The organism is Bacteroides sp. ET489, from assembly GCF_030518095.1.
Classification (GTDB): Bacteria; Bacteroidota; Bacteroidia; order Bacteroidales; family Bacteroidaceae; genus Bacteroides; species Bacteroides ndongoniae.
Window position 1 is genome coordinate 72522 of the sequence record NZ_JAULLJ010000001.1, and the last position, 18904, is coordinate 91425.

An 18904-nucleotide genomic window follows, 5' to 3' on the forward strand; every position below is an offset into this window, starting at 1 on the left:
TATATTGAATTAAAATCTGTTTAATAGTATTGATGCCACAAAATAGAATCTATATTTTATTGAAGACAGTTTTATTAAAGGAGAAAATAAGATTCTGAACTTACTTTTGACCGACTCCCTATAATTGACTATATTCTGAAGCAAGAAACGATTGTTCATACTCATTTCATTACCATAATACTTCAACAAACACTCACAAGTCCGCAACCTTTCGCCTTGAATCTTGTTAGTCAGTGTTAAATAGCGTCTTTTTACAATTTTTGAGAAACTCTTTTTTCCACCAATAACATTACATTCATGCTGCCTGTACAAAATATGAGGTGTTGAGTCATATATAACCTTTCCCCCCAAAGCAAGACAAACCCTATATGCCCAAGAATCATGCATTGATATATATTCAGGTCTTTGTCCTTTAATTTTTTCGAATAACTTCTTATTCATAACCAAAGTACATCCTGTTGCCGAATTTCGGACTAATGATTCACCAAAACTAAAATTAGAATTTACTCTGTAAACCCCTATTCTCTGCAATTGCTTATCCACCAAAAATGTAGAAGATATATACATACAAGGCATTGCCTCATTTGATTCTCTAATTTTATCTATAGCAACTTTAAGTTTTTCGGGCAACCATACATCATCTTGATCGCAAAATGCATAATAATCAGCCTCAGGTGCATTATAAATTAAATCCATAAAACTTTGGGCTGCTCCCTTATTTTTGCCTTCATACCAATTGATATGACCTCGCTTTTGCCACTTATCCAAGATTTCATGAGTCCGATCTTTCGAGCCATCGTCCCGAACCAATATCCGAAGTTCTACATCCTCTTGCTTAATCAGACTATTTAGTTGTTCTTCAAGATATTTTTCACCATTATAAGTAGATAGCAACACACATACCATAATATTAAAAATCATTTTAAGATTCCAACATAAAATATATTCATTAATAAAAATGCAGTAGCTACCAGCACAACTGCCATCCTTTTAACAAAGGTATTTTCTTTAATTGAATAAATGGCCATTGGCACTATTGCTATTTCTACAATTTGATAGAGTTCACTTACACGAAAAGCCACAACAGGCACACTGGATAATAAAACCAAAGCTATAACAGAAATCGCATATATCTGCACCAAAAGTATAGCAAAAGGATTATACAAACTTATTCTATCAATAGTCAATAATAAATATATAACTATCAATGTTCTTCCTAATTGCATGGCATTAAAAATATTAATTTCCGAGTCAACTGTCGTTTCATACATATCCCATAAGTTTTGTATTCCTTCAATCGGTATATATCCAATTATAGTCTCAATTGGTATTATTCCACCTAATATATATGAAATAAATATTAAACCAATATAGAAGTATTTGTGTGGTTTATGGATATTTAGAAACCATAATGGTAATACTATTATGGCCGAATAATGGAATAACATAGCAAAAAGAGAAACTAAAAGGAACTTCTTTAAATTACGGGTTCCAATATAATACACTGCATGCAACAAAAAGCCTGAAGCAATAGCACATCGCATTTGGATCATGTCATGCAGAATGAATATATTACTTAAATATAAGATTATTGATCCCCAAATTAGAGTAGTTAATTTACATATCGCGTTTATTTTCAGAGTAATAGAGAAAAAAGCGAAAAAGAATAAAAACCAATAAAAACTATCTGATATTTTTCGTATAAGTTCTGATAAAAAAGTGAATCCTATTTCAAACCTCTCTCCTCCCCAATCGTTCCAGAAATCTAAATAATTTTCTCGGTCAGCCATATCCTCTGGCCTAAATGCAGCTATAAATGTTAAAATAACAATTGTAAGAAACAGGATGGGCTTTTTCTTTTTATATGATTGATCTTGTTTATCATTAAGAAACAAGATCGAAAAACACAAAAATAGTACTAATACTGGAATTATCATATTACAAGTTCAATTTTAGTATAAACTAAAATCTTAGTTATTAGATATAGTGACCACAATAAAATTAAACATCTTTTCCTTTCATTCGATACAAGAAACGAAACAACAATGTCATAGGTAAAGGAGCAAGTTTATAAATGCTTGAAATCAATTTCATTTTATAAGGGATATGTTTATCCTTAAAATACATCAATGCCTCCTTAACGAATGCCCCATTCTTCAATGCAATAGCAGCTGGGAGTAACCTACAATAGGCACTTAGATAAACCTTCTCTTCAGTAGTTTCAGAAATGAGTGAACGATATTTTTTTATGTAGTCTTTTTGTATCTGAAATACTCCATTGGTAAAATAAAAACCTTTTTGTAAGGATCGGGAATGACTGGCACTCTCGGATAAATGTCTATATACGGTTGTCGTTTCATTAAAAAAATATACTTTAGATTGCGCCCAAATATCTAAAGCCAAAGGGAATGTACCATCTACATATTGATGAGATTTTTTAGGTAGAAAATCTTTTCTATATACCCACGTACATGGAGCCATATACCCAGCATTTATTAAATGCTCTTCTAAATCATGAGATTGTTTCAATTTTCCAGATGATATGTAATTGCATTTCATTACATCCTTATTCTGGAAATAAAAATTCACATCTGTATATACTAATCCGTAAGCAGGATGGCTTTCAAGAAAGTCCACTTGTTTTTGTAATTTTAGAGGATCTATCCAATAATCATCCCCCTCACACATAGCTACGTATTTTCCGAATGTATTTTGCCGAATAATTTTGCCAATAGTCCCATCATGTTTGGAATATTGGTTTTCTGTTTCAAAAATAGGTTTTATTATATCAGGATATTGTTTCGCATATTCTCTGATTATATCAGCTGTTCCATCTGTTGATGCATCGTCATGAACAATTGCTTCAAAACGAAAATTAGTTTTTTGCATTACAAATCCTTCCAAACATTGACGAATATATTTTTCGTGATTGTAAGTAATGCACTGAATAGTAACCATTAACGGTCTTTGATCTTGATCCATAATTATTTTTGTTTAAAATAAGCATCCATGTACGCATGTAACAGAGCCTTTTTCCCTATCTTTTTATTTGATTGCATTAAACTCCAATCACCATTATCATTCGCTTCAATCATTAACCATCCTTTATTACTGTATGCTATATCCCAAGAAATCAAAGTTGTACCTTTTAGAGTTGTAGCCATATCGTGTATTAGTGATAATGCTTCTTCCCATTTAGGCAATTTATAACCTACTATCTGAATTTTAGAATCTGGATGTATGTTAAAATGTTCCCCTTTATAATTAACAGCATCTGTCTGTACAAAGCCATTTTCTACATCAACACTTGCATACATTCCTCCAGAACCTGCATTATCGGTAATGGCATTACCTGCTCCAATTCTCCAAGTAACCCCAATAATATTCACCTTATTACCTATGACAAAAGTAACGACACGTAACGAATTAACAGATTGGGGATGCATTATAGCTAATTCTTGCCCCTGCTCTATCAATTCTTCAACAACAAATGCTCCCTTGCTTATCATTTCGGAAAAATAAGCATCCGCTTCAATAGCATTTAAAGCAACCTTTTTAATACCATGCCCAGAATGCTCTGTTAATGGCTTAAACATAAACAAATTATGCTCTTTGACAAAAGACAAAAAAGATTCTCGATCTTCTTCTCCGTAGCATCCAATAATATCACGCTTAAAAAACTTTTTATAATTTTTATAACAAAGATACTTATCGGTCATTAAAGACATAACATGTTTCTCATTCAAAATATCACAATAATAATACCGTAGCTTATCTGAAACGAACGAATTTCGGCAACAAAATGTCTTGTCTTTAAAATCATAAATACAGTAATCTTGGAAACTTATACCAAAACGGTGCAAACAATATAGCATATCACATACAATATCTGTTTGGCTGTATTCTGCAAACTTTTTAGGATTCTTTGATATGATATTTTTTATCATTTCAACACCTTTAAGATAATACTTCCTATCGAATAAACTATAATAATAAATATAGATTCTCTTCCAAATAAATGATTTATCAGCCTTCTTACTTAACCAGTTTTCAAGAGATGTGTCAATCTTCCACTTGGCAATACGCGGAGATATACCATAATATTTTTCGTATTTCATTTTTATCCTTACTCTATCTTACTCACATTATTTATAATCCTCTTCTGTCCCCCACAATTTCGCAAACCTCTGAAGTTCTCGTTCTTTTTTAAACCACACACAATAATCTTTCCAAGAATACCGTGGTTCATATCCTAATTCTGACTTTGTTTTACTAATATCAAGGAGAAATTGCATAGCAGATTTCTTTTCGGGCTCATACGAAATGACCGATTTATGTTCGGGAGAAGAGAAAACCTCCACAATATCATGAATACGCTCATCCAAAGTAGAGCCACCACTACCAATATTATATAATCCACCATTATGCTTTGCTTCAGCACATTTTTCAACTATTTGCAAAAAGTCTTGCACACAACATGTTTCAAGAATCCTGTTAGGGTCTCCCCATATAGCTATAGGCTCGCCCTTTTCTGCTTTTTGCATTAGCAAACGATCTGAAATCATAACTTTTTCACCATCAGTATATGTATAGGGATTAGGATGATACACATAAACCCGTGATAAACGAAGAATGAATCTTTTGATGCCATATACTTTATGGTAATGCTCTATCATTTGAACCGCTGCCATTTTAGCTATTACATACATAGCATGATCACCTTCTAAAGGCGCTCTTTTTTCTGCATCTGCAGGAATAGGCTCTTTCGACCCAAATAAATAACTTATATCAAACAAAGTCTGAGGAAAAATCATTTTAGGAATATGTCTTTCCCTCATAAATTCAAGAACATTAAATGTTCCTTTTATAATAGAGTCTATGTACAAAGAAGCATCATATCCTTTCATACTCGCTGGCAATGCCCCCGCAAAATGCGCAACAAGATCAATATTTTCTACAGGTAGTTTCTTAAAATCTCCAGACTTGGTTATATCAACAGAATAATATGGAATCTGGTAATCGGCAAAAAAACCATTATCACTTAATCTATGACCAACAGCAATAACTTTATAGCCCAATTTATGAAAGTGTAAAGATATATACGCTCCCAATGTTCCTGTCGCTCCAAATACTAATATAGTTTTCATTATATTAAAATCTTTTTATTTGAACAATAAAGAATAAAACCATCTCTGTCATAATTAGAACTCGACATCGTTAATTCTTTTTGACTTCTTTCTCTCATTATCATCCAATCTGCTTTTGGTTTTTCAAAAAATGGAAGTAAACGAGATGAATACGCAGATAAAAAATAAATTCCCGAATATGCAATATTATGTATTAACGAAGGATTGTATATATCCAAGGAAATTAATATCATCTGTTTTAAATAATCACAATCAGTGGATAAACTTACCAATTTATTGGAAATCCAGTCACCACCTCCTCTAGGATTTACTTCTATTAAATAGATGTTATCTTCATTATCTATTTTAATTTCAATGTGTGAAGCACCATTTGTAAAACCAATTCTTGTTAGAACTTGAGGAATGAGTCCAATAATTCTATCTTTTATATCTGTAGATAATTCTGCAGGTTGATGATGTTCAAGTTCTACAAAATGAGGTGCGCCTGTTGTTATTTTTTCTGTAATTTGTATTACTTCATGCTGATTATGAAAGGAAAGGCATTCAATAGAATATTCTTTTCCAGAAATAAAAGCTTCTGCCATAAACATCTCATTCTTCAAATCTTCAGGGATAGTGAGATCAGCATTTCCTTTATCAACAAAGTTTACTCCCTTTTTGGCAGCTCCTCTTACCGGTTTAAGAACATAAGGAACAGGAAAAGAAGATAAAATATCTTCTATAGTTCCATATTGAAATCGGACTGGATGAAGACCCGGTATGCTGTTAGTTTGTTCTCTGACAAAAGTTTTATTCTGTATTTTTTTGAATACAGAAAAGGGTGTGGTGTTTTTACCCAGTTTTTCCGCAATATATGCCGATACCAAAGCTGTTGTTTCAGAAGCATTTGATACGACTCCATCAATTTGATTCTCATAGCAATATTGCGAAATCTCTTCCATTTCCATTATGGAAATAGGTACAAAATGATCCACATAATCTTTACATACAGCACCTTGTGGCCATGCAAAACAAAAAGTTTCTAATCCCATTTCTTTTGCCTTGAGACATAATGGCAACTGGCCTGTCGAAGCTCCGATAATAGCAATACGTTTATTCATTGTACATTCAAAATAATCCAAGATTTCAAACTCTTTAATGCGTATACTAAATCTGTATCATTCTCAAACTGCACAACAAGAGTACCAATCGCATCATTAGCTCCTTTAAACGCATGAATAGAATCGCCTTTTTTAACCCATAAGTCTGTTTCTACTATTTTAGCATTAACAGCTTCAGGTTTAATCAATAAATGATTAAAAATTCCATCCTTATCAGTATGAAGTATCACCTCTGCCCAATGTCCATTATAAGGTTTCTGTTCTACTGCTACCACTTCATCACCTACTGCAGCACGGACTGCATTGGTTATTAAATCCACACCGGTAGCAAAGCGAAGCATTTCAGCCAGGCGATTACCTCCACCACGTGGAGATACTTCCATAATATAAGGTTTGCCATTCGTTCCTACACGAGTTTCGATATTATAAATAGAAGTACGCATACCCAATAACTTTAACAAACGCTGAATTTCAGATGTCAACTCCGCTTCCTGTTCAGTTGTCATCGTAGAAGGCCAACTGTATGCAGAAGGCGTATAGGGATTAGGGGCATGCTCGTCAAAGCGCTGAGCTGAGAAAGAAACAAATTTCAACTCTCCATCAACTGAAAAACTGTCCGTATCTGAAGAGCATCCAGCTTTTTCAATGAATTCTTCTACAATCACTCGTTTAGATAGCGAATGAGCGAATGCAACCTCTAACGCTGGTCGCAAATCTTCCAAACGATCAACTTTCGTCACTCCTTTACTACCCGCCGAATCTGTAGGTTTGACGATAACCGGCCAAGGATACCAATATTTCTCTGCCATTGCATCCTCAATAGAAGCAAATCCTTTAGCCTTAGGAACATTAAAATCGTGCTGTGTCAAGAAATTACGGAACCTATCCTTATTCTGTAAAATACAAACCGATTCATAGGGGCCAAATGCCGGAAGTCCCATCTGTTCCTGTACATAAGCCGCTGTAACCACTCCCGGATCAACTGCAAACGACATAATACCATCTATTTGCAATTCTTTAGCCAATGCTAAAACAGCTTCTTTATCAATGATACTTACATTGTGATATTCATCCGAATATTTATGGGCTATGTTCCCGGGAATATAATCACAGGTTATCACGTAATACCCTAACTTATGAGCTGCTTCGATAACAGGCGACAGGTAACGTAACCCTCCTAACAACATCAATTTTTTCTGTTTCATTATTTTACAATCTGTTCAATAATTCGTTCGATATCCCCTGCGCTTAAATTATGATACATCGGCAGACAAATCACACTGTCTGCCATTTGGTGCGACACAGGCAGATTCTCTGGCCGTGCCGATTCCAATCCTCGATAGGTTGAGAATTCACTGATCAGCGGGTAGAAATAACGGCGCCCCAATACATCCTGTTCTTTCATCTTGAAATATAGTTCATCGCGCGTCATGCCGTATTCTTCTGCATCGATAAAGATAGGGAAATAAGCATAATTATGACGGACTCCCGGAATATCTTCCATAACACAAATGCCTTTTACATCCCGCAGCGCCTCACGATAGCGAACGGCTACCTGATGGCGGGCTTCGATGGCTGCATCGACTTGTTTTAAGTTCAACAGGCCGTAAGCAGCACGTACCTCATCCATCTTGCCGTTAATGCCCGGAGCTATGACAGTGGTTTCACCGGCAAAACCGAAATTCTTCAGGTAGTCGATGCGCTGCTTTGTCTTTTCATCGTGACAAATCAGGGCACCTCCTTCGATGGTGTTGTATACTTTTGTTGCATGAAAACTCAAAGTAGACATATCCCCCGCATTGAGCACAGACTCTCCGTTCACCTCTACACCAAACGCATGGGCGGCATCGTAAATGACTTTCAAGCCATATTTATCGGCTATCTCCTGAATACGTTGGGTGTCACAGGGATTACCATAGACGTGTACCGGCATGATAGCAGTGGTACGGGGAGTAATGGCTGCTTCAATCTTGTCGGGGTCGATGTTGCCGGTAACCGGATCGATGTCGACAAATACGGGTTTAATGCCGTTCCACCACAAGGAATGGGTCGTTGCCACAAAACTGTAGGGAGTAGTGATGACTTCGCCCGTGATGCGGAGTGCTTGCAAGGCACACATCAAAGGCAACGTACCGTTGGTGAACAGGCTGATATAAGGCACTTTCAGATACTCGCACAAGGCTTTCTCCAGTTCTTTATGATAATGACCGTTGTTGGTCAACCACTTACGGTCCCAAATGTCCTGCAGATAGGGCATAAAATCCTCCAAAGACGGAAGCAAGGGGGAAGTAACAGTAATTACTTTTTTATTTTCCATATCGTTATTTTATTCCTTTTCCAATTCTACTTTTTTATGGTTTAGGGGGTAGAGTTTAGGGTTTAGAGTTTAGGGTTTAGAGTTTAGGGTTTAAGGTTTAGAGTTTAGGGTTTAAGGTTTAGAGGTTAGGGAAATAGTAAATGCTCATCCCTTAACGCAAACACTCAACACTCATCTCTCAACGCTCATCCCTCAACACTCAACGCTCAACCCTCAACCCTCAACACTCAACGCTCAACGCTCAACACTCAACCCTCAACACTCAACCCTCATCCCTCAACCCCACATTTTCATCGAATATCGGTGCAAAAATAGCCTTATCTTTTGAAAATTCCTAACTATCAGGATTTATTTTTAATTTTACGAAAGATAGACAGTGCCATACCGCGGATTTCCATGTATTCGGGCAGCTTGATTCGTTCGTAAATGAGGTATGCCAGAACCAAACCAACTATAAATTGTAACGGTAGAATAATATAGTAAGACAAAGGAAGGAAAGAAAGTCCCCACATACAGCCAGCTACCGTAAACGAAACAAGAAAAGTTGGCGATACATCTTTGATTTGTCGAAGCGTGGGGTAACCAATGAGATCAGCTGAATAATAACTGTTTAAGAAAAATGCTACGAAAGAGGTACACACACTACCCCACAACATAAATTCAATCCCATAAAAAATACCAATGGCAATCGGAATGACCGCTATTATTTTTTTAATAATTTCCAACTTCAGAAACAGATCGGAACGACCTTTCACTTGTAGAATATTCAGATTGATGGCATGAAGCGGATAGAGCATGCCGGAAAAACAGATGATCTGTAAAAAATAGACAGCAGGTAACCATTTTTCTCCAATCAGAATGACGATAAGCGGTTGGGCAACAGCCGCCAGTCCGAGCATACAGGCAAAAGTAATCAGCATCGTTGTCTTGATAACCCGGCGGTAAGCACCTAAGAGACGTTCCGGCTCATTCTGAATGGAACTCAAAACGGGATAGCTGACACGCTGAACAACTGTAGTCAGGTTACTGGAAAAAATTGTATTAAACTGTGAAGCACGAGTATACTGTCCCAGATCAGCAGCCGAATAAAAACGTCCGATAATCAAATAATATATGTCCCGATAAATCGTATCAATCAGCCCAGAAGCCAGCAATTTGGAACCGAATCCAAACAATTCTTTAAAAGATTGGGTAGAAAATTCCCACAACGGCCGCCAACGACAAAAAAACCATAAAAAAACGGTATTCAATAATTGACGGGACAGCTGTTGTCCGACCAGACTCCAGACTCCCCATCCGGTTAGTGCCATACCAATACCGATCACCCCACTGCTGACAGAAGCAATCAGGGAAACCTTAGTTTGCGCCTTGAAATTGATGTTACGGACAAAGATGGTACGAGGGATAATGGCAAGAGCATTGATAATCAGTATCCAGCCAATCACCCGCATGACATCGACCAAAACCGGCTCCTTGAAAAACACACTGATAGCCGGTGCCGACACATAAAGTATCAGATACAAAAAAATACTAACAATCAGATTGAAATAGAATACAGTATTGTAATCGACTGAACGGATATTAATCTTCCGGATCAGGGCATTGGAAAAGCCACTGTCGACAATGGAGTTGGAGACGGCTATAAAAATGGTAACCATCGCCATGATACCGTATTCTTCCGGCGTAAGGATGTTTGCCAAGACAAGTCCCACCAGAAAAGTTATACCCGAATTGGCGATGTTGTCGGCAAAACTCCAACCGACACCTTTGACTGTTTTTTGCTTTAATGATTCTGACACGATATTTGTATTTTTTATTTTACATTACACTTTAATGCTTGACACCCTGCCCCCTTATTATTCTAACATTTCCTCACGCGCGTGCAGGTGAAGTTTAACTTTCCTTCACACTTGTGTTAAACTTCACCTACACGCGCGCGAAGAAAAAGTTGGTTTTTCGGGATACCAAGCTGTCAAGCTGAGGTTGAGAGTGCGCCGGAGTATCTATGGCGCCAGCGCACTCTACCGAGATGGGCATCACTTGTTGAAACGTGCCTGGTAATCAGCTTCCAGGCTGCGCAACAACTCGATGAGGAACTGCTCCAAAGGGAGAACCTTGCTTGTGCGACAAGCTTCCAGGTAGATGCGAAGGACGGCATAGTATCCGTAAAGTTTCGAATTTACCCCTTTTTTATCTGCTGATAGGTGGACTTCGACATGTGAGCCCTGGCTACTATGTCTTCATCACGTAACAGACGACCATCTACTTTGATAACACTTTGTAACTGTGCTATATAGCAACCTAAATTTGAATTATAATAATCTTCTGTCTTCATAATTGTTTTTTTTTAGAGTTAATAATTATTTTAGGCGAGTGCGTAACAGCAATATCTAAAAAGTGTTTAAAATCTGTTATTTTTATGCTCCTACAGTACCGACATGTAAGTACTGGGGTGTTTGGCGGTTCCAAAAACTTTGTGCTCCTTTGCGCCAACGGAAGTGTGCGAAGAACTATCGGGACACGGCTTTCGTATTATTTTGTTTAACCAAGAATCAACAATGATTATGAAAAACATGATCATCAGCCTGTTTAACGGCTACTCCGGCACTCAGCCGACAGAGACAACCCTGGAAACCATCGTGGAAATGATCCGTAACGACGCCAGCACGGCGGAACACACCGAACGCCACCGCTACTACCGGCAGCAACACATGAATACTGCCGCCGCACGCGAGAAGGCTGCCTGCCCGTGTTTCGCTGTAGCTGTGCGCTTCGAAGGCGGAAAGCGGAAAGAACACATCGCCGGATATACCTTGCTGTGTCTGGCTGACTTTGACCATGTGCCCGAAGAGCGGATGGCCGAATGCCTGCAACTGATCCGGCAGGATGGGCATACCCTGATGGCGTACACCACCATGAGCGGCACAGGCATACGTGTCATCAGCCGCTATGAAAGAAAGGAGCCTTGTGCTACAAGATCGGACGAGGAACTGCACACCCTGGCTTTTGAGACGATGAACCGCCACTACCACGAACTGACTGGGCTGGAGGCCGACGCCAAATGCCGGAACCTTACCCGGCTGAGCGGACTGGCTCACGACCCGGAGGTGTTCTTCAATCCGGAAGCAATCCCCTTCGGCATACAGAAAGTGCGGCAAACAGCTTCGGCGAAGCTGACAGCGGGAAACAACCGGCTGAAACGGGCGGTGAAGGCTGCCGAAAAACAACTGGCGGAAGAGGGCATCGCTTACGTGGAACATCATCACAACGAGTACATCATGCGGATGGGCTACCTGCTGAATGCCTACGGCGTGGACCGGACAATGGCCACACAGTGGGCCACGGAACGTTTCGCCGGCTACGACGGCGATGTGGAGGGCATCTTTCACTCGTGTTACCGCCAGACGGACGAGTTTGGAACACGGCGTCTGCCTTCGAAGAAGAAGGAAGGAGGTGAAAGCGACCGCGACTATGCCTCGGTGAAAGACATCGAGGAGTTTCTGACCGGTCAGGGGAAGTTCCGTAAAAACACCGTGACCGGAAAATGTGAGTTCGCTCCTGCTGAAAACCTGGTGTTTGCCGACCTGACGGACCGCGATGTGAACACCTTGTGGTGCCGCATGTGCAAGGAGAAGAAGGCGGTACGCATCGCCGACCTGCGGTCTGTGCTCCAGTCGGAGTTTGTGGAGCTGTTCAATCCTTTCCTGAACTACATGAGTCAGCTGCCTGCCTGGGACGGCCATACGGACTACATCGGAAAGCTGGCCGCACAGGTGCATGTGAAAGACAATCAGCAGTTGTTTGCCACTCTCTTCAAGAAATGGCTGGTGGCGATGATCGCTTCCTTGCTGAACGAGGAGGTGGTGAACCACGAAATTCTGGTGCTCATCGGCCGTCAGGGCATTTACAAGACTACCTGGCTGAACAACCTGCTTCCGCCCGAGCTGCGGCGTTACTTCTACCTGAAGAGCAACAGCCGGAATATCTCGAAGGACGACATGCTGACCCTGGCGGAGTTTGCCATGGTGTGCCTGGAGGAGCTGGACGAGATGGAGAACAAGGAGCTGAACCAGCTGAAGGCGCTTACCACCATGCGCCACGTGAACGAACGGGCGGCATACGCTCACTTCAAGGAGGTGAGACCGCACATTGCCAGCTTCTGCGGCACCAGCAACAACCCGCACTTCCTGACCGACCTGAGTGGAAACCGTCGCTGGATGCCTTTCGAAGTAGAGAGCATCGACAGCCCGTTTGACCATCCGGTGGATTACGAGGGTGTGTATGCCCAGGCTTTCGCGCTGGCTACCAGCGATTTCCAGTACTGGCTGAGTACTGAAGAGATGGTGACGCTGAATCAACATAACAAGCTGTTTGAAGTGCCCTGTCTGGAACAGGAACTGATACTGACGCACTACCGCCGCCCCTTGGAAGGAGAAGAGTGCATCTTCGTGACCAACGCCCAGATCCTGGCCCGCATCAATGCCGGCTTGCGGCATAAGCTGAATCCCGTAAAAATCGGCATGGTAATGAAACAGGAAGGCTTCAAAAGCGTACGTGCCGGAGGAAAACGGGGCTATCTGGTGATAGAGCTGTCCGGCGACGAGATCTACAGGAACCAGCAGGCGTTGGGGAGGTATTTGTAACAGGTGGGGGCCTCACCCCCATCCCCTCTCCAAAAGAGAGGGGGGAAGGGTTAAGGAGTTAAGCCGATACCTAAAATAATTGATAATTGATAATTGAAAATGGATAATGAATTTTCAATTCGCATTTGTAAGACTTGGGTCAACTTATAATCTAAAGGGAGCAAAGCGATAGAGTCTTGTAAGCACGGATACGGTAAACGTGACGGTCGCACACTTCAAAATCACGCTGTAAACGCTGTGCTAATTCTTCCTTACGCTTAATCATGCCAACAACACTCCTTTCTCCAAAGCTTCGCGCACCACTTCGTTATCTTCATAGTCGCCAATGACATCGATTTTACGTTCGCCCAATAAATACTTCAAACGGGCTATCAGACGAATACGTGCCAATGCACCCTGTTCCTTTCCGACGCTACGAATCAACAAGTCAATATCGCCCCCACGCTTCGTATCGTCAAGACGCGAACCGAATAAATATACCTTCACCCGGCTTCCATAAATCTCGCGAGCCGCCTGAAGGATAGTTTTTATTTCATTGCTGTTCAACCTCATGATGCAAATGTAACGATTTCTATGGGAATAAACAAAAAAATCACTTCCTCCTTGACATCCTGTCCCCTTATTATTCTAACTTTCCTCAGAGGGAGAAAGGGAGAGAGAAGTTACGAACTTAAGGAGTTAAGCCGATAGATAGGCTACTCTAAACGCTCAACACTTTTAATTTTCAACTTTTAATTTTTAATTCCAACCACCCTTAACTATAAACCCTAAACCTTAAACACTAAACACTAAACCCTAAACCTTACACTTTCGCTTGCTAAAGTCCCTCTTTACGGAGCTAAAGTGGATGTTTAGGGGGGCTAAAGTGGGTCTTTGGGGAAGGGATTATCACGGACAACTATTTTTCATTCAATCGGATCAAGCGTCGGATCATCCTATCCAAGCTGTCTGAATTAACTCGTGCTTTCTCTACATCCCATTCATTTTCTATGAAAGGAACTAAAGCCGTATTATATTCTTTTCCTTTGCACCGCCTGCCCTGCGAACCAATCTGTGCCTTTATTTCATCCTTAGACGACTGTAATGCCAGGTTGTGCGTCAGATAATAGGAAGCTTTCAGCGGTAACTGCATTTCTCTCCGTTCTACCCTTCCTCCCTGCTTTTGCATAGCCGATGTCGGCATACTTATTTTTAATTTCGCTCCCTCGGGCCGGAAGTTCCCCTTTCACTGTCAATTCGGGAGTATATACAGCCATTATTTTCCGGATGATGGCCTTTGTTACTTCATCCTCACCAACCAGATATATTTCCCTCATATTCAGTCTAAACTAACATTGCCAATATTTTGTAAATTGTCCGGCCTTGTTACAGGCAACACTGCATCGGCCATAGACAATCCGGCATCCAGAACTTCCTTGACTTCGTCTATCCCATCAACCGTTTTCGCCAATGTTCCTTCATCGCTGTTCAACAGCAGAACCACTTCTGTTTCATCAATGCCTTCATTGGACAAAATATCATAACTGTGAGTAGTAACAATTATCTGTCTCGGCCTATGCCGCTGCATCCGTGCTATGAATTCCGGCAACTGAGCCACCACACCGGGGTGCAGATTGATTTCGGGTTCCTCCAATAAAGCGATTCCCTTACCTGCCAATATGGAGAACAGAAGTCCTATCAATCGCAATGTACCATCCGAGAACTGTGCTTCAGTCTGCTTACTTCCTTGAGCTCTCCAATGTAAATACTTGGCTTCCAAATGGTAAAACCCATTTTCATCTTTTACAAAACTCAGGTTATCTAATTGTGGAACAGCACATTTCAACACTTCGTTCACCTTTCTTAGATAACTGTTGCGTGTAGCTTCGTTCAGCTTACTCAGTTCCGACAAAAAATTCCTGCCATAATAATCTTCTTTTGTCTCCGGTGCCAAACTCGACTCCCTTACCATTTGCGGAACGATATTTAAATATTCAATGTCTGCCAATGCATTCCTCAGTTCCAGGAATTGCTGACTGGTTACCGCTTGCTCCAGATGTGTATATTTCAGCGTATCATCTGTTTCATTCTCCGAATTTTCTGTTCTGTCCAACAAACATCGGTTCTCTGTCAGCAGCCACACACTCTCTCTGTTGACTGTAACCTCATTCTTCCGAATTCCGCCTCCCGTATGTTTGAAATTCAATGTATATTTCCACTTATCAGGGGCATCCGACTTCTCGCGCAGTGTAACTTCTATTTCCACATCTGTCCGAACCCGTGCAGCCAAACATCTTATTTTTGTAATGCCACCCCTGCTTTCTACTGCAGTTTGTAATCCTCCTCCTTTTTTAACAATATCCCGCAAAAAACGAAGTGCATCCAAAAAATTAGATTTGCCCGTCGCATTTGCTCCAACAATGAAACAGCGTTCCGCCAATGCAACAGAACAATTCTGAAAATTTTTCCAATTATGTAGTTTTATGTACGAAATGACCATAATATTATACGTAAATGTGTTTATACAGGTTACTTTGTAATCGCATGATGCAAAAGAAACATTTTTTTCACTAATAAACAAGGGGTTCCCTCGGCTTTATCTTTTTATCACCACGGAAGACACAAGGGTATTTCACTACGGATTATTCACGGATCCAAATTATTGGTGCGTGGGGGACGCAGACGCAAAATTTTGCGTCTCTACGGGTCGGCATCTCTCAACCCTCAACCCTAAACCCTAAACCCTAAACTCTCAACCTTAAACCCTAAACCCTCAACGCTACTCCCTCAACCATTATCATGAATGAGATTCACTGGCACGTAATTCTGACACCAATTCATCAACAATATATAAATCACCCATCATATAAAGATAATCATCAGCATTGTGCAATCGGAGACTTGTTTCCGAACTATAGAACAAATCTAATGCACGTTCTGGAGAAATATTCAGTCGCTTGGCAATAAGTGTCACCACACGCCCAACTTTATTCCACATTAAAATATCACTTAACATATAGGTTATAGTTTAGCTTCGTTAATTTTTCAATGCGCAAGCTCAAGTTGCAGTTGACGAGTAACAAGTTGACGAGTTGACAAGGTCTTTGTACCGAGCTACTTTAAACGACACTTTATCAAACAGCGCATTCAGGCCTTGCAAACTTGTTGACTGAATCCTTGTCAACTAATAAGTTGAGCACTTGAGAATTAAAAATCGTCGAAGTTTTTCATCGGTATTTTTCTTCCAAATATTGATGATAAGCCTCTTTACCATTCTCAAATCATCTTCTGCTACCGGCGTACCGGCACCCAACAGACTTTGAACAATATCAGGTATTTCCTGCTTTTTATCCTCTTGCTTGACCAAACGGGACAAATAATCGGATAGTATACAGACAAGTCCATTCCACGTTGCCTGGCATATATAAGAGCTTTGTCCAAAAGCTGTTTTTCTAACTTAATTTGAATTGTTTCCATACCTTTCGCTATTTTCCGCAAATATAATGAAGCAGGTCATGAAGACAAATGAGGGTATCGTTTTTAAATCGGGTTCGCCACGGAAGACACAAGGGTATTTCACTACGAAATACGCGGATCAGATCAGGACGGATTAAACTAGGAGTATTAAATTTGTAAACTCAAATCAGCATCCAGTTGATGAAGTCTCAACATTGAAGTTTGTTTTTCATTCACATAATCATTAAGCAATGTAATCATATCTTTTGCACTAATGGTATTTAGACCTTGTGCTCCACGTTTAGGATACACATATAGAAAAATCACTTCTTCTCTTTGTTTATGTACTAAATAAATAAGCCTATAACCGTCTTTTTTACTCAAATTCTGATAACTATTAGGCATTCTTAATTTTATGATTGAAAAAGTCTTTTCATCCCGTACCATATCCCGATTGATACGGATTTCATCGACTGATTTTCCACAGAAAGAGCTATAAATATCATTTTTAACACTTATATAACCTTCCTTTCTCTTAGAACACAACTTAGAAACAGCATCTCTGAATCGTTGGATAGAATAAAATTTTAGCACGTTACAAAATATTTATCCGGTCAGCCAGAGCCTTATATTCATTATTCCGACCTAATTCAACAATAAAGACTTCTATATCGTTACTCATCTCCTCTAGATTCTGAATATTACTTTTTAAATTCATTAAGTCAGTCTTAATACCTGAAAAAAACTCAGACTTTCGATAAGTGGCATAAAGTTTTATCAAATTACGAACTAGATTCTTATACATACCACTAATTTGGTCATAATCATCAGTTGTCAATTCTGTAAAATTAGAATGAAGTATATCATAAAGTTCTAATATCACTTTATTCAAATCACAAAGATTTTTTCTGATATCAATAATAATATCCAAATATTGATTGATAGCTTGTTCCTGATTTATAAATTTACTATTATTATCGAATTCCTCTTGAGCTGCAATAATAGTATCTTTTATTTCTTCAACACAACACATGATTAGCTTATTTTTTAAGTTTTCCCATGCAAATTTAAGCATTTAATTGCAATCATACAAAAGTTTTAGTTTTTAAAGCTTTAACCCGAATTTCCCCGATTTTGCAAGGATTAGAAAATCTGTTTTCCGTTTCTCAAACCGAAAATATTATTTTCAGTCACGAATAATATGGGAAACACGGACCAGATTATTGGTGCGTGGGGGATGGAGACGCAAAATTTTGCGTCTCTACGAGAGTCGGCATCTCTCAACCCTCAACCCTCAACCCTCAACTCTCAACCTTAAACCCTCAACCTTACGGTTCCCCTATCGCCTCCACGATCATGCGGACGTGGACGGGCATATAGACGCGGCTGCGAGGGTGCATGCCGGCAGCATTGAGACGTTCGCGCAGGTTGGGATAATAGTTGATCCAGCCCTGCAGTTTGCGGTGGGCTACCTGCGGATTGAGATCGGGGAAATAGCACTGGGCCAATTCGGTGCGGCCGTATGAACGGATGGTAAAGTTCTCCATAGTCTTTTCGGTTTTTCTATCTTTCGTCCGTAAAGATACTGAAAATCAGTGAGAATACCATACATGTGCCTTACTTTAATCAACTATAATCAACCACAATCAACTGTAACCGATATTTACGGATTTTCAGCAATCGCGGTGATGTATCTTTGTAGTGTTCACCACAAGGGAACTCTTATTTATTAACTTTTAATTTTTCAATTATCTATGATTACCTACAAAAAAATCCAAATCGTGGGCGAGAACCATCCTTGCAATGGATTGTGGTACGCACGCCCGGTGATCAGCGAAACGCTGGACATTGAAGCCTTGTCGAAACACATGTCGAAGCACAACACGCCATTCTCGCCCGGTGTGATCAAGGGGGTACTGGCCGACATGGTGACTTGCATCAAGGAGCTGATTCTGGACGGCAAGAATGTGAAACTGGACGACCTTGCCATCTTCTCGGTGGGCATCGTCAGCGACCACGGCGCCGCCTCGGCTCAGGAATTCAAGGTGGCGGACCACGTGAAGGGCTTGAAGCTGCGTGCCCGCGCTACCGGCGAGCTGAGCAATGCCCGCATCAACCTGGAAGCCACACTGCGCGAACTGACTCCCTACTCCATTGAAGGTGGCGGAACCTCCGGAGGTGGCGGAGGAAGCACCGTGACCGATCCGGATGAGGGAGGCGGTGGCGAAGATCCGTTAGGATAAACAGCTACGGGTAACTGAC

At 40.2% G+C, this 18904-nt stretch carries 19 protein-coding genes; 2 read left to right on the forward strand and 17 right to left on the reverse strand.

The window, feature by feature from the left end; genetic code table 11:
• Positions 1-9: 9 nt before the first annotated feature.
• The 10 genes from Q3C19_RS00295 to Q3C19_RS00340 all read right to left on the reverse strand — a co-directional run bounded on the left by Q3C19_RS00295 (position 10) and on the right by Q3C19_RS00340 (position 10899).
• Positions 10-921 carry a glycosyltransferase family 2 protein gene (locus tag Q3C19_RS00295; RefSeq protein WP_302726364.1) on the reverse strand — a complete coding sequence of 304 codons (912 nt, stop codon included), beginning with the start codon at positions 919-921 and terminating at the stop codon, positions 10-12.
• Positions 918-1937: an EpsG family protein gene (locus Q3C19_RS00300; protein WP_302726366.1), complete on the reverse strand. Its 1020-nt coding sequence runs from the start codon at positions 1935-1937 to the stop codon at positions 918-920. Before Q3C19_RS00300 ends, Q3C19_RS00295 begins: the two co-directional genes overlap by 4 nt.
• A gap of 64 nt (positions 1938-2001) precedes the next feature.
• On the reverse strand, positions 2002-2982 hold the full coding sequence (locus Q3C19_RS00305) for a glycosyltransferase (protein ID WP_302726368.1): 981 nt from the start codon (positions 2980-2982) through the stop codon (positions 2002-2004).
• A 2-nt stretch (positions 2983-2984) separates the two neighbouring features.
• Positions 2985-4118 carry a sugar-transfer associated ATP-grasp domain-containing protein gene (locus Q3C19_RS00310; RefSeq protein WP_302726370.1) on the reverse strand — a complete coding sequence of 378 codons (1134 nt, stop codon included), beginning with the start codon at positions 4116-4118 and terminating at the stop codon, positions 2985-2987.
• 27 nt (positions 4119-4145) lie between these two features.
• Positions 4146-5147 (reverse strand): NAD(P)-dependent oxidoreductase, encoded by a 1002-nt coding sequence (locus Q3C19_RS00315; RefSeq protein ID WP_302726372.1) that lies wholly within the window; start codon positions 5145-5147, stop codon positions 4146-4148.
• Entirely contained in the window at positions 5147-6247 is a 1101-nt protein-coding gene (locus Q3C19_RS00320; protein WP_302726374.1) for an acetyl-CoA carboxylase biotin carboxylase subunit family protein, read from the reverse strand. Before Q3C19_RS00320 ends, Q3C19_RS00315 begins: the two co-directional genes overlap by 1 nt.
• The gene (locus tag Q3C19_RS00325) at positions 6244-7452 is read right to left on the reverse strand and encodes an acetyl-CoA carboxylase biotin carboxylase subunit family protein (RefSeq protein ID WP_302726376.1); all 1209 of its coding nucleotides are present in this window, start codon (positions 7450-7452) and stop codon (positions 6244-6246) included. Before Q3C19_RS00325 ends, Q3C19_RS00320 begins: the two co-directional genes overlap by 4 nt.
• On the reverse strand, positions 7452-8564 hold the full coding sequence (locus Q3C19_RS00330) for a DegT/DnrJ/EryC1/StrS aminotransferase family protein (protein WP_302726378.1): 1113 nt from the start codon (positions 8562-8564) through the stop codon (positions 7452-7454). Before Q3C19_RS00330 ends, Q3C19_RS00325 begins: the two co-directional genes overlap by 1 nt.
• 341 nt (positions 8565-8905) lie before the next feature.
• Positions 8906-10363: a lipopolysaccharide biosynthesis protein gene (locus Q3C19_RS00335; RefSeq protein WP_302726380.1), complete on the reverse strand. Its 1458-nt coding sequence runs from the start codon at positions 10361-10363 to the stop codon at positions 8906-8908.
• A 380-nt stretch (positions 10364-10743) separates the two neighbouring features.
• The gene (locus tag Q3C19_RS00340) at positions 10744-10899 is read right to left on the reverse strand and encodes a hypothetical protein (RefSeq protein WP_022163091.1); all 156 of its coding nucleotides are present in this window, start codon (positions 10897-10899) and stop codon (positions 10744-10746) included.
• 229 nt (positions 10900-11128) lie between these two features.
• Between Q3C19_RS00340 and Q3C19_RS00345 the strand changes: the two genes are divergently transcribed.
• A complete protein-coding gene (locus tag Q3C19_RS00345; RefSeq protein WP_302726386.1) occupies positions 11129-13207 on the forward strand; it encodes a BT4734/BF3469 family protein in 2079 nt (692 codons plus the stop codon).
• Between the two features lie 261 nt (positions 13208-13468).
• On the opposite strand, the gene Q3C19_RS00350 is transcribed toward Q3C19_RS00345, so the two are convergent.
• The 7 genes from Q3C19_RS00350 to Q3C19_RS00380 all read right to left on the reverse strand — a co-directional run bounded on the left by Q3C19_RS00350 (position 13469) and on the right by Q3C19_RS00380 (position 18189).
• Complete coding sequence (locus Q3C19_RS00350; RefSeq protein ID WP_022163088.1) at positions 13469-13759, reverse strand: nucleotidyltransferase domain-containing protein; 291 nt, start codon at positions 13757-13759, stop codon at positions 13469-13471.
• 346 nt (positions 13760-14105) lie between these two features.
• Positions 14106-14390, reverse strand: a complete 285-nt coding sequence (locus Q3C19_RS00355) for a hypothetical protein (RefSeq protein ID WP_302726388.1) — start codon at positions 14388-14390, stop codon at positions 14106-14108.
• A 135-nt stretch (positions 14391-14525) separates the two neighbouring features.
• Positions 14526-15686: an AAA family ATPase gene (locus Q3C19_RS00360; protein WP_288910440.1), complete on the reverse strand. Its 1161-nt coding sequence runs from the start codon at positions 15684-15686 to the stop codon at positions 14526-14528.
• 297 nt (positions 15687-15983) lie between these two features.
• A complete protein-coding gene (locus Q3C19_RS00365; RefSeq protein ID WP_022163085.1) occupies positions 15984-16202 on the reverse strand; it encodes a DUF3791 domain-containing protein in 219 nt (72 codons plus the stop codon).
• A 608-nt stretch (positions 16203-16810) separates the two neighbouring features.
• Entirely contained in the window at positions 16811-17236 is a 426-nt protein-coding gene (locus Q3C19_RS00370) for a hypothetical protein (protein WP_277120094.1), read from the reverse strand.
• A 1-nt stretch (position 17237) separates the two neighbouring features.
• A complete protein-coding gene (locus Q3C19_RS00375) occupies positions 17238-17717 on the reverse strand; it encodes a hypothetical protein (RefSeq protein ID WP_302726395.1) in 480 nt (159 codons plus the stop codon).
• Positions 17718-17970: 253 nt separating this feature from the next.
• Positions 17971-18189, reverse strand: a complete 219-nt coding sequence (locus tag Q3C19_RS00380; RefSeq protein ID WP_071149728.1) for a DUF4248 domain-containing protein — start codon at positions 18187-18189, stop codon at positions 17971-17973.
• A gap of 207 nt (positions 18190-18396) precedes the next feature.
• Between Q3C19_RS00380 and Q3C19_RS00385 the strand changes: the two genes are divergently transcribed.
• The gene (locus tag Q3C19_RS00385; protein WP_022163083.1) at positions 18397-18885 is read left to right on the forward strand and encodes a DNA-binding protein; all 489 of its coding nucleotides are present in this window, start codon (positions 18397-18399) and stop codon (positions 18883-18885) included.
• Positions 18886-18904 lie beyond the last annotated feature (19 nt).

Coding starts and splice junctions, on each gene's coding strand:
- Q3C19_RS00295 (WP_302726364.1), bottom strand. CDS start 921: ATGATTTTTAATATTATGGTATGTGTGTTGCTATCTACTTATAATGGT.
- Q3C19_RS00300 (WP_302726366.1), bottom strand. CDS start 1,937: ATGATAATTCCAGTATTAGTACTATTTTTGTGTTTTTCGATCTTGTTT.
- Q3C19_RS00305 (WP_302726368.1), bottom strand. CDS start 2,982: ATGGATCAAGATCAAAGACCGTTAATGGTTACTATTCAGTGCATTACT.
- Q3C19_RS00310 (WP_302726370.1), bottom strand. CDS start 4,118: ATGAAATACGAAAAATATTATGGTATATCTCCGCGTATTGCCAAGTGG.
- Q3C19_RS00315 (WP_302726372.1), bottom strand. CDS start 5,147: ATGAAAACTATATTAGTATTTGGAGCGACAGGAACATTGGGAGCGTAT.
- Q3C19_RS00320 (WP_302726374.1), bottom strand. CDS start 6,247: ATGAATAAACGTATTGCTATTATCGGAGCTTCGACAGGCCAGTTGCCA.
- Q3C19_RS00325 (WP_302726376.1), bottom strand. CDS start 7,452: ATGAAACAGAAAAAATTGATGTTGTTAGGAGGGTTACGTTACCTGTCG.
- Q3C19_RS00330 (WP_302726378.1), bottom strand. CDS start 8,564: ATGGAAAATAAAAAAGTAATTACTGTTACTTCCCCCTTGCTTCCGTCT.
- Q3C19_RS00340 (WP_022163091.1), bottom strand. CDS start 10,899: ATGAAGACAGAAGATTATTATAATTCAAATTTAGGTTGCTATATAGCA.
- Q3C19_RS00345 (WP_302726386.1), top strand. CDS start 11,129: ATGAAAAACATGATCATCAGCCTGTTTAACGGCTACTCCGGCACTCAG.
- Q3C19_RS00350 (WP_022163088.1), bottom strand. CDS start 13,759: ATGAGGTTGAACAGCAATGAAATAAAAACTATCCTTCAGGCGGCTCGC.
- Q3C19_RS00355 (WP_302726388.1), bottom strand. CDS start 14,390: ATGCCGACATCGGCTATGCAAAAGCAGGGAGGAAGGGTAGAACGGAGA.
- Q3C19_RS00360 (WP_288910440.1), bottom strand. CDS start 15,686: ATGGTCATTTCGTACATAAAACTACATAATTGGAAAAATTTTCAGAAT.
- Q3C19_RS00365 (WP_022163085.1), bottom strand. CDS start 16,202: ATGTTAAGTGATATTTTAATGTGGAATAAAGTTGGGCGTGTGGTGACA.
- Q3C19_RS00375 (WP_302726395.1), bottom strand. CDS start 17,717: ATGCTTAAATTTGCATGGGAAAACTTAAAAAATAAGCTAATCATGTGT.
- Q3C19_RS00380 (WP_071149728.1), bottom strand. CDS start 18,189: ATGGAGAACTTTACCATCCGTTCATACGGCCGCACCGAATTGGCCCAG.
- Q3C19_RS00385 (WP_022163083.1), top strand. CDS start 18,397: ATGATTACCTACAAAAAAATCCAAATCGTGGGCGAGAACCATCCTTGC.